Source organism: Parabacteroides gordonii MS-1 = DSM 23371 (genome assembly GCF_000969825.1).
In the GTDB taxonomy this organism is placed as follows: domain Bacteria; phylum Bacteroidota; class Bacteroidia; order Bacteroidales; family Tannerellaceae; genus Parabacteroides; species Parabacteroides gordonii.
Map to the genome: position 1 here is coordinate 2,425,485 of NZ_KQ033919.1, position 14,899 is coordinate 2,440,383.

Below are 14,899 nucleotides of genomic sequence, written 5' to 3' on the forward strand. Positions count from 1 at the left end.
TTGCTGATTTTTTGTTCTGCCTTATATTATTCCCTATCTTTGCAGAGCTAAATTGCAATGCATGAATATGTTTGAAGGATATGTGGGAATTCGTTTGTGGGACGGACAGTTGGTGGATGATGTGATCTTCTCATTGCTGCTATCCTTGCTGGTTGCTTTTGCTATTATATTCCGGGCTAATTATCAGCATTTTATAAAGATGCTGAAGGATGTCTTGTATTTAAAGGAACGGCAGAATCTGTTTGACGAAACAGTAGGGAAAAGTGAAACTTTCTTCCGCCATTTTATGATATTTCAGGCGCTTTTTCTGTGTAGTATAGCTCTGTTTACTATTGCCCGTACAAGAGGCATAGCCAGCCATTTAGGAGAAAAAGAAGTCCTTTTTACAATTGTTTTTATTTTTTGTGTGCTGTTCTTGTTCTTCCAGTTTAAGCAATTTTGTTATTCGCTGTTGGGATTTATTTTTGCTTCTCCTGAAAAATACAGATTTTGGAAGAAAAGTTATAATGCAACGATGGGTAGTTGGGGCATTTTATTATATATTCCTGTCCTTTGGTTATTGTTTGTAGGAAGTAAAACAGTAGCACCCGTTATATTGTTTTGTATTTTCTATTTTTTGTGTCGTTTTGTAATAATTTATAAGACAATACGGATATTTCACAAGAATAATGCAGGTTTATTATATATTAGTTTGTACCTTTGCACCCAAGAAATTTTACCTCTTATATTTTTGTATGAAGGTATGATTTTTTTGTATAACTTTATCGAGACGAGTACTCTATGGCATTGAACATCAAAAAGTTGTTGGTATCGCAACCGAAGCCTGCATCCGAGAAGTCACCGTATTTCGACATAGCAGAGAAATACGGGGTTGAAATCGACTTCCGTCCTTTTATCAAAGTAGAAGCTCTTTCATCTAAAGAGTTCAGACAGCAGAGAATTTCTATTCTGGACTATTCGGCGGTAATTTTTACTGCCCGTACAGCTATTGACCACTTTTTTCATTTATGTGAAGAACTACGTGTCACCATTCCGGAAACAATGAAATATTTCTGTATGACGGAAGCTATTGCAGTTTATCTTCAGAAGTATATCGTGTATAGAAAACGTAAGATATTTTTCGGTCAGACCGGGAAGCCTGAAGATTTGGTTACCGTTATTGCAAAGCATGCGAAAGAAAAATATCTTGTGCCTGTATCAGACGTGCATAAAGAAGATCTGACCGCTATGCTGGATGCAAAGAAGATTAACTATACAAAAGCTATTATGTATAGAACAGTAAGTAACGAATTTGCAAAAGATGAGAAGTTCGATTACGATATGCTGGTATTCTTCAGTCCTTCAGGTATTTCTTCTTTATTGAAGAACTTCCCCGATTTTAAACAGGAAGATATAAAGATCGGTTGTTTTGGTCCTACTACAGCGAAAGCGGTAAAGGATGCCGGCCTCAGGCTGGATGTGGAAGCACCTACTCCCGAAGCTCCCTCAATGACGGCTGCTTTGGATTTATATCTGAAGAAAGAGTTGGGTGGAAATAAAAAGAATGGAAAATAAAAGGTATACCCTTTCTAAAGAAGAGCGCCTGTCGTGGAAACGTTACATTGACCTGTTGTTTGAAAAAGGACAATCGTTTGTGGCGTTTCCACTGCGGGTCGTTTATTTACCGCTGGAAGAAGAGATGGCGGCTCCTGTCTCTATCCTGATCAGCGTTCCCAAGAAAAAATTCAAACGTGCCGTTAAACGAAACCTGATCAAGCGTCAGGTACGTGAAGCCTACCGGGTACGTAAATATGATCTGATCGATCCGTTGACAGAAAAAAATAAGCGAATGCTCGTTGCCTTCCTGTATCTGGACAAAGAAATACATCCTTTTACCGATATGGAGAAAGCAATGACGAAAGCAATCAAAATATTGCGTGACAAGGAATAATGAAGAAATTCTTTACTACACTCCTTCTGTTGCCGGTCTATTTCTATAAATATTGTATCTCTCCCATGACACCGGCTTCGTGCAGGTATACGCCTACTTGTTCCGAATATGCTGTGCAAGCCCTGAAGAAATATGGCCCGATCAAAGGGCTTTACCTCGCTGTCAAACGATTGCTCCGATGCCATCCCTGGGGTGGAAGCGGGTATGATCCGGTGCCGTAAATATGATTTACTACGATATACATACTCATCAACCCTCGGTTCATCCGGAGGATATCGCAATCGTAAATACGATTATAAGGGAGGAATGTGATTTATCCATGCCTGCTCAATGGTGCTCTGCCGGTATTCATCCGTGGTATATATATAATGTAGATAAGCAGATTTCCTGTCTTGAATCGGTTGCTTCTTCCTCTGCTATTGTCGCTATTGGTGAAGCCGGACTTGACAAGCTGGTGAAAACACCTTTAGATATTCAGAAGAATGTTTTTTTAAGGCAAGCCGTATTGGCTGAAAAGTTGAAAAAACCACTTATTATTCATTGTGTAAAAGCCTGGGGAGAACTTATTGCTGTCAGAAAAATAGTGAAACCTCATATCCCCTGGATCATTCACGGCTTTCGTGGTAACGGAGAACTCGCACAGCAATTGATTTTACAAGGTTTTTATCTGTCTTTTGGAGAACATTTTCAGATATCGTCTTTACGTAGAGCCTGGCCGGAACGTTTGTTGATTGAAACAGATGAATCGTCCTGTTCCATACAAGATATTTACCAACGTCTTGCTTCAGGTCTCCAAATCTCTGTTAATGAGTTGGGTAATCAGGTTAATCAAACGGTAGGCCGTTTGTTTCCGACCATATGATAAAGCTTTCTAAGTTGAATAAATGTTATGCTTTTGTTCACTTTATGATTTGTGTGTCTACATAAAGTCGTATCTTTGTCCGCATTAAGTATATAATAATGAATAATTAAAACGATGAATTTTGTTGAAGAATTAAGATGGAGGGGCATGATTCATGATATGATGCCCGGAACAGAAGAGCAGTTACAGAAAGAAATGACTTCTGCTTACGTAGGCATTGACCCGACGGCCGATTCATTACATATCGGACACCTTGTTAGTGTAATGATGCTGAAGCATTTGCAGCGTGCCGGACACCGTCCTATCGCTCTGGTCGGTGGTGCCACCGGTATGATCGGAGACCCTTCAATGAAGTCGGCAGAACGTAATCTGCTTGATGAAGCAACGCTTCGTCACAATCAGGACAGCATCAAAAAGCAGTTGTCGAAGTTCCTGGATTTCGATTCAGATGCTCCTAATGCAGCCAAGTTGGTAAACAACTACGACTGGATGAAGGATTATTCGTTCCTGAACTTTATCCGTGATATCGGTAAACACCTGACGGTTAATTATATGATGGCTAAGGACTCTGTAAAGAAACGTCTTAGCTCCGAATCGAGTGTAGGTATGTCTTTCACTGAATTTTCTTACCAGTTGTTGCAAGGATACGATTACCTGTTCTTGTATCAGAATGAAGGTTGCCGCCTTCAGATGGGTGGTTCCGACCAATGGGGTAACATTACTACCGGTACGGAACTGATCCGCCGTAAAACAGGTGGTGAAGCATTCGCTCTTACTTGTCCGCTGATCACAAAAGCAGACGGAGGTAAATTCGGTAAAACAGAATCAGGGAATGTTTGGCTGGATCGCCGTTATACATCTCCTTATAAATTCTACCAGTTCTGGTTGAATGTAAGCGATGCCGATGCTGCCCGTTATATTAAGATCTTTACAGACTTGAGTCAGGAAGAGATTACGACACTGGAAGAAGAACAAGCAGCAGCAGCTCACCTTCGTCCGTTGCAGAAACGTCTGGCAAAAGAAATCACTGTAATGGTTCACTCTCTGGAAGACTATGAGGCAGCTGTTGAAGCATCTAATATCTTGTTTGGTAACTCTACCCACGAATCTTTGATGAAGTTGGATGAAGATACGCTGTTGGCTGTATTTGAAGGTGTTCCGCAGTTTGAGGTAAGTCGCGATGAACTGAGTGCCGGTGTGAAGGCTATCGACTTGCTTACAGAGAAGGCGCCCGTCTTCGCTTCAAAAGGTGAAATGCGTAAATTGGTGCAGAGTGGCGGTATCAGTATAAACAAAGATAAACTGGCTGATGCAGAAACTGTTATTGACTGTTCTTCTCTGTTGAATGAAAAATATATGCTGGTTCAGAGAGGTAAAAAGAACTACTATCTCCTGCTTGCAAAATAAGAAAATTGCAAAAAACGCTTGCAGGGTAAGATTTTATTCTTACCTTTGCATCGCTTTAGATAAAGCGCCGGATTGTCTCATGGTGTAATGGTAGCACTACAGTTTTTGGTTCTGTCTGTCGAGGTTCGAATCCTCGTGAGACAACAGAAAAAGGAAAGGTCTGAAACGCATGCGTTTCAGACCTTTTTTTTCTATAATTCTCTCCTTTTTATTTACTGAATGTTTTTTGGCTATAACGGAAGAATTGATACTGCATGTAGGGACTGTGTTTCACTTTAGCAGGATTGATACTTTTTTTAGACTTAGTTTTTTAATGAAAGAATAGAGTTCTTGAGGAACTAAGGTACTTTTATAATGTTATATATCTGATAATCAAAATTATAAATGAATTATCTTACTCACTTACAAATACTCGTTTTTAAAGACTATTTTTCTATTTATAATGAAATCGTTGGATTAAAACACTGTAATTAACCATTTATAATATAAATAGTTTATATTTGTCACTGAAGAAATATCTTAGTTCCTCAAGAACTTCGTATTACAACTGATGAGGATTATTATGCAATTAAGTAATTTATAACTTGGGGCCTATTGATGTACATAGAATAAAAGAAGGAGATCAGGAAGCTTTTAAAAGATTTTTTGTTCACTTTTATCCGAAGCTCATGTCGTTAGCTTGCCGTTTCGTAGATGATCAGGCAGCTAGGGATTTGGTACAGGATATTTTTGCATATTACTGGGAACAAAAACATCAGATAGATGTAAACAATGTTCAATCCTATCTTTTTAAAGTCCTTCAAAACAGGTGCTTGAACTACCTGAAGCATCAAATGGTTATAGAAGAATATACAGCCAAAATACGAATAGCCGAAGCTCGTATTTCTTTCCTTAATGACCGGACTGATTCTAATGATGTTTTGAAACAAGTAATTGATTGGGATCTTCGTGAACAGATTGAGACTTCTGTAAAAAAATTACCACCAAAAGCAGCGGAAGTGTTCCGTTTGTGTTACTATGAAGATATGTCCCACAAAGAAATTGCAGATAAACTTGAAATATCAGTGCGCACAGTTGCGAGCCATGTCCGGACTGCAGTCCTTTTTCTACGGGAAGATTTGAAAGATTTGCTGATACTTTATATTGTTTTTCTCCGGATTATAAATTAAGTTGAATTTTTTCCATTTTTGACTACGTAGTTTTGAATGTCTCAGTTGTCTTCTTTATATAAACGATAAGGAAGATGTATGAATGAGGAAATATTAATACGATTTTTAACTCACCGTTGCACACCGGAGGAAATAGGAGAAGTCGATGGATGGATTGCTGCCGATCAGGCTAATGCCGATTGGTTATTTGAGATGGAACGTATTTGGAGCTTGAAAGACCAGCTGCGTTTTTCTGACAAACAAGAAATTGAAATGGCCTATGCCCGTTTTATGTCCGGATTACAGGAAAAGGATATAAAAGTAGAGACAAGCCGAAAATCGTCCTATCTATTATGGGTAAAATATGCTGCAGCGATTATAATGATTGGATTATTAAGTACCAATTTATATTTTTTATTGCAGGAAGAACCTTCTTCTATGAATATAGTTGAAGTTCCTAATGGCCAAAGAGTTTCTTTGACCTTATCTGACGGAACAAAAGTCTGGCTAAATTCTCATAGTAAATTTACTTATCCTGCCCGGTTCTCTTCTAAGGATCGCGATGTAGAGCTTGAGGGTGAAGGCTTTTTTGAGGTTGCGCATAATGAGAAAGTCCCATTTGTCGTACATGCAGATTTACTTCAGGTAAAGGTATTGGGTACCAAGTTTAATATGAAAGTATACAATGAAGAACCTTCTGCAGTAACATTGGCAGAGGGAAAGGTAGAAGTCGCTACAAATGATAATGAACATAAAGTTACACTAAGACCTAATGAGCAGGTAACTTATTCTAAAGAAAATGGATTGACAGTTAATAAGTCAATCAATGCTTCTTTAGTCAGGTCATGGACAGTTGGTGAAGCTGCTTATGTAAATGAGCAGTTGATTGATATTGTAACTGATCTGGAGCGTCGTTTCAATATTCATATTACAGTAAAAGACCGGGAGCTCGACACTGAATTATTTACCTGTCGTTTTAAAGAAACTGCTAAAATAAATCAGGTACTAACATTATTGAAAGAAACCCGCAAACTGGATTATAAAATTCAGGGGGATCATATACAAATTTATAAACCTATAAAATAAGGATGCTTATGAAGAATACTTAGATGTTGTAAAAAATGAAGAACCGAAGATGCCGCAAACATCCCCGGTTCGGATTAAGCAAGTAACGTATTAGAGATGACCTAAATTTATTACTAACTAATCATTTACAAATGTATGAAATTTATTATGAAAAGCATGTCATGCGATAATAAGAAGTCGCCATGGCTCCGAAAAACATTGTTTATTATGAGATGTATCTTGTTGTTCTTACTATTGGGTACAATGCAAATTACTGCAAGTGTGACTTATTCGCAGTCGGTAAAATTTTCTCTGAATGTTGAGAACTCTTCGGTGCAGGATGTCCTTTCAATTATTGAACAGAAAAGTGCATTCTATTTTACTTATAATGTTAACCAGATTAATACACAACGTAAAGTCTCCATAACCATTGAAGACAAAACCGTTACAGAAGTATTGGATCAGCTTTTTGAAAAAGAAGGTGTAAAATATCTTATTAGCGATAAACATATTGTTTTATATAAAGCAGATAAAGCCGTTCCTGCTTTAGAAAATATCAATCAGCAAAAGGGTATTACTATTTCGGGTGTTGTAAAAGATTCGAATGGGGAACCAATCGTCGGTGCAAATGTCTTAGAGAAGTCTGCAACCAATGGAACTGTAACTAATATGGATGGTCAGTTCACATTGACTGTTCCTGCAAATGCCAAATTAGTTATTTCATATATAGGCTATAATACGCAAGAGATTAATGTAGCGGGAAGAACGGTGATAAATGTTACATTAAGTGAAGACTTTAAGGCGCTTGATGAAATAGTCGTAGTTGGTTATGGTACACAAAAGAAAGTTAACCTGACTGGTTCTGTAGCTTCTGTCAGTTCAGATGATATCAAAGACCGGGTACAGACAGATGTATTAAGCTCTATTCAAGGAACAGTTCCAGGTGTAACTATTATTTCCCGTCCTGGTAAGGACGTTTCTATCAATTTTCGTGGTCGTGGTAATTTAGGCACATCCGAACCTCTTTATGTAATCGATGGTGCTATTGCTGATGCAACTTTCTTTTCAAATTTGGATCCGAACAGTATTGAAAATATTTCTTTTCTGAAGGATGCTGCTTCTTCAGCTATCTATGGTTCACGTGCAGCCTATGGTGTCGTGTTGGTCACAACAAAGCAAGGGAAGGACGGACGAATGGAGGTTTCTTACAGCGGTATGGTGGGTATGAAAGCACCGAGCTATACACAGGATCTGGTCAACTCTTGGGAATATGCAGAATTGTATAATGAGGCATTGTATAATACGAACCCTTCCGCAGGGAAAAATCAGGGATATTCGGATAGTGATATAGAGCTGTTCAGAAAAGGAACTGAGCCTGATCTGTATCCGAATACGAATTGGGTGGACCTGGTATTTGATGATTGGACTGTTACTACCAAGCATTCTTTGAACTTTTCGGGAGGAACTAAGAAGTTGCGCTATTTTGCAGGATTAGGCTATGTATATGATACAGAAAATATCCGGAATCGGGATACCCGACGGTATAATCTGAATTTGAATGTATCATCAGATGTAACAGATTGGTTGACGTTTCGTGGAAGTGTGAAATATATCCAACGTAATAAAGATATTGACGGAGGAACACCTTCGTTTGATAATATGCTGATTGTTCCGAGTACTTTCGTAGCTCGCCAATCTAATGGTGAATGGGGATCAGTAGAGTCGGGGCATGAAGCCAGTGGTACGTTTGCCGGAGGTAATCCACTGCGTGCCTATAGTACGAATGATTGGACTAAAAATACGGTTGAAAATTCAATGTATGAACTGGCATTTGATTTGAAACCGATAAAAGGTCTGGTTATCACAGGCCAGGGTACCTATAAATCGTATGAATACAAAAATAAGGCATATACTAGTTTGAAAGACGATGTACCAAGCTTTTTGAATCCGGGTACGGTAATCGGTGGTACGGGTAATACTGTTAACTCAATGGAAGTAAACTGGAAAAAACACAATTTCTTGACTTATACAGGAACTGCCAGTTATAATTGGACAAAAGATATCCACTCGCTTTCAGCTTTGGCCGGTGTATCTTATGAACATTATCAGGAAGAAACACTAATGGCTTCCCGCCAGGACTTCCCGGCTGATTCATTTGACGACCTGTCAGCAGGAGCAACATCCGGTTCATTATATAAGAATGGTTCCAGTATGCAAGAATATAAGATGTTTTCTTATTTCGGCCGTATCAACTACACGTTGATGGAACGATATATGCTTGAAGCAAATTTTAGAGCGGATGCTTCTTCCCGTTTCCATGCTGATAATCGTTGGGGATATTTCCCTTCATTTTCAGCAGGCTGGAGGATCAGTGAAGAGTCTTTTATGGAAAGTACACGTCACATTATTGATAATTTGAAACTTAGAGCATCTTATGGAACGCTAGGTAATATTAATAATGTCGGTAATTATGATTATTTTCAGAACTATGGAAGTCGTAAGATTTCAGATGTAGATGCTTATTATTCTTTTGGTGATTCACCTGCCAAAGTGATCGAGGAAACGAAACCGGCTAATCCTTCACTGAACTGGGAAAAGGTGGCTTTGACTGATATTGGTCTGGACTTTGATTTATGGAATGGTAAATTGAGTGGTACAGCTGATTATTATATCAAAAATACCAGCAATATTCTGCTGGCTTACAATGTTCCACTGGAAACAGGAATTGCAAATGCTCCTTCACAAAATGTAGCGAAAGTACGTAATCGTGGATTTGAATTTGCATTGGCACATCGTAATACAATAGGAGATGTCTCTTATATGATCAGTGCAAATATTGCAACAAACAATAATGAGATAACTGATTTATCTTCTTCAAACGATATAATCAAGAATCTGGAAAATGGTCATGGTGTGGCTAAATATATTTTGCGTGAAGGAGAATCTATTGGCTCTTTCTATGGTTTCAAGAGTGACGGTTTATATACCCAGGAAGAGATTGATGCCGGACATTATTATACTTATGGCGGAGTTACTCCCAATGCAGGTGATACCAAATTTATCCCTCAACGTAAGTTGAATTGGGGAGAAGAAATTACGGATAATGATCGTATGATTATTGGTTGTGAAGTACCTGATTTTACTTATGGCATCAACCTTTCGGTAAATTATAAGAACTTTGAATTTTCAATTTTTGGACAAGGAATTAGTGGTGCAGACGTGGCCTTTGAAGTTTATCAGGTACATCCATTCTTCCATGGTCAGGATAATCCGAGAAAATACCATATGGGCAGATGGACGGAAGCTAATCCCAATCCTCATGCCATTTATCCGAGAATTTATACGGCAAGTAGCCCGCATACTACTTATAATAGAGCTTTTAATGACTATCATTTGTTTGATGCAGACTATTTCCGTTTCAAAACAATGACTTTAGGGTATAATATCCCAAAGAATGTAGTGTCACGTTTGGGTATCTCTTCATTGAAGGTATATTTGACCGGAGAAAATTTGTTTACTATTCGTGCAGACAAGAAGATGAAGGATTTTGATCCGGAGGCAACCAGTAGTACTGTTCGTGCTTTAGGTAGTAAATCTTTAGCGTTTGGTGTAAATGTTTCATTTTAATAGAAGGAGAATTGTTTATGAAATTACATATAAAAAGTTTAGTTCTATTTTGCACATTAACAGGAGTATTAACCTCTTGCGATATGGATGTGGTTCCACCGGCAGAGATCTCTGCCGAAAATTTCTGGCAAACGGAAAAGGATGCCTGGTATGCTTTGAACGGCTGTTATCAATCTATGCCGGGATTGGATATCTGGGATGAAATGTGTACGGATAATGCACACAGCCATAAGCCTTGGGAAGGTAATATGGAGATGGTTCAGCAAAACGGTATCAACACTGCTGCTACCTATGGTGATTATAAATTTAATGCGATCCGGACAGCTAACTCATATATAGCCCGTGTTGAAGGTTGTGATATGAGTGAAGAACTAAAAGAAAGGACAAAGGCTGAAGCTCGTTTTTTTAGAGCTTTCGCTTATCTGAATCTGACCCAGTATTTTGGTAAAATTGCTATTGTTACAGAAGAATTACCTTATGACGCACCAACTGTCGCTCGCAATTCCGTGGAAGAAGTTCGTAATTTTATCCTGACAGAACTGGCTGAGGCAGCAGCAATATTACCAGAGAGTTATAGTGGTGGCTTCATGAACGAAACAGGTCGTGTAACACGTTATGCAGCTTTATCTCTACGTGCCCGTGCCGCGTTGTATTTTGGTAATTATGCGGAAGCAGAGAAATCAGCTAAAGCAGTAATGGATAGTGGTAAATATTCATTATTTAAACTGACATCATTAAGTGCAGCTCAAGAGCAGGAAGCAAAAGAAATGGACTTGTATATAGATTTTGCAGGATTGGGTATTGATAAGGATAAATATGTGAAAGGCATGTTTAGCTACGAAGCTCTTTGGCAAGGTGCGAATGCAACACCAGCTAATCCGGAATATGTACTGACTCATGAATATATGGAGGATCCATATGCTTACGATCAATACCGTTATACTTATTTTATTCCATTGTCAATGTCTATTCATCATGGTTATTCATCTTTTGAACCGATGCAGGATCTGGTAGATGCTTATTGGAATATAGATGGAAAGACCATTCCGGAGAAAATCTCGGTGGATACCCGTAAGGCTAATTATGACAAGATATGGAACGACACCAAAGACTTAAGTGCCGGGGATTATAAGGCTTTTGCTACCGGTCCCAACTTGATGACCTATGATTATATGAAAGAGTTCAAGAATCGTGACAGTCGTCTGTATGTGACGTTGATGTTCCCGTTTAAAGGATGGCATGAAACAGCTGTTGGTGAGTTTTATTACAAATGGAACCCGGATGTGATCAACAAGAATGGTAATGAATCGTGGACTGGGTTTAGTTATCGTAAAATGGTATCCTGGAATCCTTACGTTGCTAGTCCATATGGTGCAGCCGAAGATTATCCAACTATCCGCTATGCAGAGGTCCTGCTGACATTTGCCGAAGCTCATTTAATGACAGTCGGTTATGATGATCAGGTTCGTTCTGCTTTGAATTTGCTACGTGATCGTTGTGGCATGCCGAATGTTCCAGTTTCTTTGGGTACACAGGAAGCAATCGATTTTTTACGTAACGAGAGACGTATTGAATTGGCTGTAGAAGGTCATCGTTACGATGATGTAAGGCGCTATGGAAGTGAATATTGCAATAAATACCTGAATGGCCCGTCAACTGCTCCGAATGGTTATATGGTAATTAACAAGAAATGGGACGATCGTTTGATGTTGATGCCGATACCTACTACTGCTATAGATGTGAATCCATTGTTGAAGGATGATCAGAATCCAGGTTATTAATGTATAATCAATGATGAATCGATGAAAAAATATATAGGATATGTAGGACTGTTCTTATGTTTGTTGTCTTGTTCCCCAAAAACAGAAACTCTGAATGGCGATAGTCAGTATCTTCCGTTTGCCCCGGATGGGATACCTTTCATGGTGGCGGATAGTATGTGGAGAGCTGATATGCAAGGTAATCACAGAGCAGTGGTGCAGGTTTCCGATATAAATGGTAATACAGCTGTTAAGGCTGTATTACCATGGCGTCGGCCGGATTTACGTCCTGAAACCAAAAAGATTATAGTTGTTGATGCGCAAACAGGCCAGGAGATCAGGAATGTAGAAGTTTCGGATTTTTCTTCGGAGTCTGGTACAGTTATTTTTGAGCCTGTATCAGGAAAAGGGCTTTACTATATTTATTATTTGCCTTACAAATATAGAAAAGGATGGGGAGATGCCCGTTATGGTAAGCCTTGGAATGACTATCTGTCTCCGGTTTATGAAGCGGATAATACATGGAAGTCTGCATTGTCCGGAGATCTGCCTGAAGCAGAAGTACTCCGTTTTGAAAGCCGTTCTAAATTTGATGCTTTTACTCCGATGGGAATTATTGCAACGGCTGCTGAAACGGATAGTTTACTGAGACAGTATCCGGAAACTCCGATCTTATTCCCGGAAGACAGGGCTTTTCCGATTCGTTTACCTCACCAGCTACCTGTTCGTTGGGTAAAAAACGGACCAGCCGGATCGTTTGCAGGTGTTGCTTTACGAAATGAGTATTATGTTTGGCAGATTGGAGTTTGGGCTGCTCGTGAGGAATTGAATAACGTCAGGCTTTCATTCAGCGATTTGACAAATGGTTCCGCTACGATTGCTAAAGAGGAAATCACTTGCTTTAATCAGGAAGGCATTAACTGGGATGGTAAACCGATCACTTTTAATATTCATGTGTCGAAAGGAGATATTCAGGCTCTTTGGTGTGGAGTTCAGATTCCTGAAAATGCAAAAGCTGGAGTTTATCGTGGGACTGTCGATTTTTCAGCCGAAGGGATTGCTTCAAAAACAATTCCGGTTAAAATAACTGTTACTGGAGAGATTCTGGCAGATAAAGGAGAAGGTGACCTTTGGAGACATGCCAGGTTGAGATGGCTGAATTCCCGGATAGGTGAAGATAATGAACCGGTTACTCCTTACCAGGCAATGGAGGTCGATGGCGACAAGATTCAGGCTACTGATAAAACGCTGCAAATTGCATCTAACGGCTTGCCTGCTTCTATCCAAATCAATGGCGAACAGGTTCTGGCAAAGCCATTCCGTTTCGTTATCGTTACAAATAAAGGACCTGTTTCTTTTGATGCGACTGACGCTGTTTTGAAGAAAGATGCAAATGGCCTGGTTTCCTGGAAGTCCTCTTATTCTAAAGACGGTATCCATTTTACGAACTATGCTTCTATGGAGTATGATGGATATGTCCATTATGATTTACAAGTTTTTGCAGAACAGGATATGGTAGTGAAGGATGTACGTTTGGAAACCGACTATACACCTTATGCTTCGGAGTATTTCATGGGGACAGGTTTTGGCGGAGGCTTCCGGCCAGTCTCCTATCAATGGAACTGGGAAGGTCCATGGGATAGCTATTGGATGGGAAATGCGAAAGCAGGTTTACACGTAGAGTATAGAGGGGGAGGTTATCATGGTCCTCTGTTGAATGACTACAAACCGGCAGCACCCAGAGCTTGGTCGAACCATGGAAAAGGTACGGTTCAGATATCAGGGGCTAAAGGGCGAAGCGCTAGGGTTGTGGCAAGTACAGGTGTCGATACTTTGTCGGTACAACCTCGGAGTTACGAGTTTGCCTTATTAATTACACCGCTTAAGCCATTGGAGCCAGCTAAGCATTTTTCTGAACGCTATTATCATGCGGAACATACGGGATTTGATAAAGCGGCCGAGGAGGGTGCGAATATCATTAATATTCATCATGCAAAACCTTTGAATCCGGTTATTAATTATCCGTTTATCGTACGGGATTCGTTGATTGGATTTATCAAACACGAACATGAGTTCGGACGAAAGGTCAAGTTATATTATACCATTCGTGAATTGACGAATTATGTACAGGAGATATATGCTCTGAAAAGTTTGAAACATGAGATATTTGTTTCTGGTCCGGGATATGGTTTACCTTGGCACTGTGAACATTTGATCGATGATTATCGGGCAGCTTGGTATTCGGAAATGCCTAATGAGACTTCGGATGCAGCTTTGGTATTAAATGGTTTTTCCCGTTGGATCAACTATTATCTGGAGGGGCTGCGTTGGATGTTTGAGAACTATGATCTGGATGGAATTTATATGGATGACGTTTCATTCGACCGTCCGGTGATGAAGCGTATGCGGAAGATAATGAATCAATATCATCCGGGGGCTTTGATAGATTTACATTCTAATACATGGTATTCCGTTGGCCCCGCAAATCAGTATACAGGCTTTTTCCCATATGTAGATCGGTTATGGTTTGGCGAGAGCTTCAAGTACAACGAAATGCATCCGGATGAATGGTTCGTAACTTTCTCCGGTATTCCGTTCGGTGTAATGAGTGAGATGTTACAGGATGGTGGTAACCGTTTCCTGGGTATGGTGTACGGAACGACTGCACGTCATTCTTATGGAAAATATTCACCGGCTCCGGTTTGGGCTTTGTGGAAATCGTTTGGGATAGAAGAAGCAAAGATGCTTGGTTACTGGGATGAGGCCTGTCCGATCAAAACCTCCGATCCGGAAGTGAAAGCGACGGCTTATGTAAAGCCAGATAAGGTGCTGATATCGATTGGAAACTTCTCCAATCAGGATAAAAGTATTCATCTGACCTTTGACTGGAAAGCGTTAGGCATGAATGAAGCAACTGTTTCATTAGAAGCTCCGTTTGTAAAAGATTTTCAGCAAGCTTCTACTTTTAAACTGGATGACAGGATTCCTGTAAAAAGTAAAGAAGGTTGGCTGTTGGTTTTATCAAGAAAGTAATAGTCTCTGGTTTTATTACGTAAAGCGATGATGACCTTTAGATCTTCATCAAAAATACTATGAAAAG

The 14,899-nt window shown here is 39.5% G+C and carries 11 protein-coding genes; all 11 read left to right on the forward strand.

Annotated features, from left to right (window positions below; all coding sequences use genetic code 11):
• Positions 1-61 precede the first annotated feature (61 nt).
• The gene (locus HMPREF1536_RS09370) at positions 62-790 is read left to right on the forward strand and encodes a DUF4271 domain-containing protein (protein ID WP_028730118.1); all 729 of its coding nucleotides are present in this window, start codon (positions 62-64) and stop codon (positions 788-790) included.
• Positions 787-1,554, forward strand: coding sequence for a uroporphyrinogen-III synthase (locus tag HMPREF1536_RS09375; protein ID WP_028730119.1), 768 nt, complete (start codon positions 787-789; stop codon positions 1,552-1,554). Before HMPREF1536_RS09370 ends, HMPREF1536_RS09375 begins: the two co-directional genes overlap by 4 nt.
• Positions 1,544-1,930 (forward strand): ribonuclease P protein component, encoded by a 387-nt coding sequence (gene rnpA, locus HMPREF1536_RS09380; protein ID WP_028730120.1) that lies wholly within the window; start codon positions 1,544-1,546, stop codon positions 1,928-1,930. The genes HMPREF1536_RS09375 and rnpA overlap by 11 nt, the downstream gene beginning before the upstream one ends.
• A complete protein-coding gene (gene yidD / locus HMPREF1536_RS09385; protein ID WP_028730121.1) occupies positions 1,930-2,151 on the forward strand; it encodes a membrane protein insertion efficiency factor YidD in 222 nt (73 codons plus the stop codon). The genes rnpA and yidD overlap by 1 nt, the downstream gene beginning before the upstream one ends.
• Positions 2,152-2,153: 2 nt before the next feature.
• On the forward strand, positions 2,154-2,792 hold the full coding sequence (locus HMPREF1536_RS09390) for a TatD family hydrolase (protein WP_028730122.1): 639 nt from the start codon (positions 2,154-2,156) through the stop codon (positions 2,790-2,792).
• 114 nt (positions 2,793-2,906) lie between these two features.
• The gene (tyrS, locus tag HMPREF1536_RS09395; protein ID WP_028730123.1) at positions 2,907-4,199 is read left to right on the forward strand and encodes a tyrosine--tRNA ligase; all 1,293 of its coding nucleotides are present in this window, start codon (positions 2,907-2,909) and stop codon (positions 4,197-4,199) included.
• Positions 4,200-4,783: 584 nt separating this feature from the next.
• A complete protein-coding gene (locus HMPREF1536_RS09405) occupies positions 4,784-5,368 on the forward strand; it encodes an RNA polymerase sigma-70 factor (RefSeq protein ID WP_044193558.1) in 585 nt (194 codons plus the stop codon).
• Positions 5,369-5,446: 78 nt separating this feature from the next.
• Positions 5,447-6,433, forward strand: coding sequence for a FecR family protein (locus HMPREF1536_RS09410; protein ID WP_028730125.1), 987 nt, complete (start codon positions 5,447-5,449; stop codon positions 6,431-6,433).
• 207 nt (positions 6,434-6,640) lie between these two features.
• Positions 6,641-10,039, forward strand: a complete 3,399-nt coding sequence (locus tag HMPREF1536_RS09415) for a TonB-dependent receptor (protein ID WP_044193560.1) — start codon at positions 6,641-6,643, stop codon at positions 10,037-10,039.
• 17 nt (positions 10,040-10,056) lie between these two features.
• Positions 10,057-11,820 (forward strand): RagB/SusD family nutrient uptake outer membrane protein, encoded by a 1,764-nt coding sequence (locus HMPREF1536_RS09420; protein ID WP_028730127.1) that lies wholly within the window; start codon positions 10,057-10,059, stop codon positions 11,818-11,820.
• Between the two features lie 21 nt (positions 11,821-11,841).
• Positions 11,842-14,832: a glycoside hydrolase domain-containing protein gene (locus tag HMPREF1536_RS09425; RefSeq protein WP_028730128.1), complete on the forward strand. Its 2,991-nt coding sequence runs from the start codon at positions 11,842-11,844 to the stop codon at positions 14,830-14,832.
• Positions 14,833-14,899: the final 67 nt, after the last annotated feature.